Below are 890 nucleotides of genomic sequence, written 5' to 3' on the forward strand. Positions count from 1 at the left end.
CGGACGCAATGTCCGCTTTCCACCCTACTTCGGCCAAGGCAACCTGCGTAGGCTCGACCCTGAAGCGGTCGATCAACTTCTGCTGACCGACCGCTCCCAGAGTCAGATCTCCGTTCGCTCGGCGAGTAGGAGAGCATCCTCTACGTCGACCCCAAGTTAGCGGACGGTATTTTCAATCTTGGTATGACCAAGCAGGATCTGAATTGCCCGGATGTTACCTGTAGCGCGGTAGATCATGGCCGCCTTTGTCCGACGCAGTGAGTGCGTGCCGTACTCGGCTTTACGCAACCCGATGGCGGTCACCCATTCGTCGACCAGGCGCGCGTATTGACGGGTGCTCATGTGGCCTTGGCGATCGACGCGGCTCGGGAAGAGATATTCGTTCACGGACCCACCACGCCGCTCCAGCCAGGCAATCAGAGTGGTGCGCACGTCTGCGGTAATTTCGAATTGAACCGGTCGGCTGGTCTTTTGTTGGATAACAGTCGCTCGGTTGCGGATGTCAGCCCCAGCTACGACGTCGCCGATCCTGATCTTGACCAGGTCACAGCCTCGCAGTTTACTGTCGATAGCGAGATCGAAGAGGGCCTTGTCCCTCGACCGCCCTTCGCGGTCGAGATGGAAGCGGATCGCCCAAATCTGCTTTTGTGTGAGGGGGCGCTTAGTGCCCACATTCTTGCCGGAATTCCAAGCCGCACGTGCCTGCACAGCGGCGTCAAATCTTGAGTATCCCATCGTTCGTCTCCTTGGCCGCGATTGGCCGAATGTGGAACGCTGGAGCTGCGCGACTTTGGGCCGGTTGCGGTCTGACAGCTTCTGGACGGCAAAGCCCGAAAAGCAGACAGGACACCAAGAGCGGTCTCATCTAGGTTCAGGACCCATTAAATCGC

The 890-nt window shown here is 58.5% G+C and carries 1 protein-coding gene; it reads right to left on the reverse strand.

Annotation, left to right across the window (positions count from 1 at the left end; genetic code table 11):
• Positions 1-156: 156 nt before the first annotated feature.
• Positions 157-735 carry a tyrosine-type recombinase/integrase gene (locus tag ILT46_RS11995; RefSeq protein ID WP_199504870.1) on the reverse strand — a complete coding sequence of 193 codons (579 nt, stop codon included), beginning with the start codon at positions 733-735 and terminating at the stop codon, positions 157-159.
• Between the last annotated feature and the right edge of the window lie 155 nt (positions 736-890).

The sequence above is a fragment of the Qipengyuania sp. YIM B01966 genome (assembly GCF_016461955.1).
In the GTDB taxonomy this organism is placed as follows: domain Bacteria; phylum Pseudomonadota; class Alphaproteobacteria; order Sphingomonadales; family Sphingomonadaceae; genus QFOP01.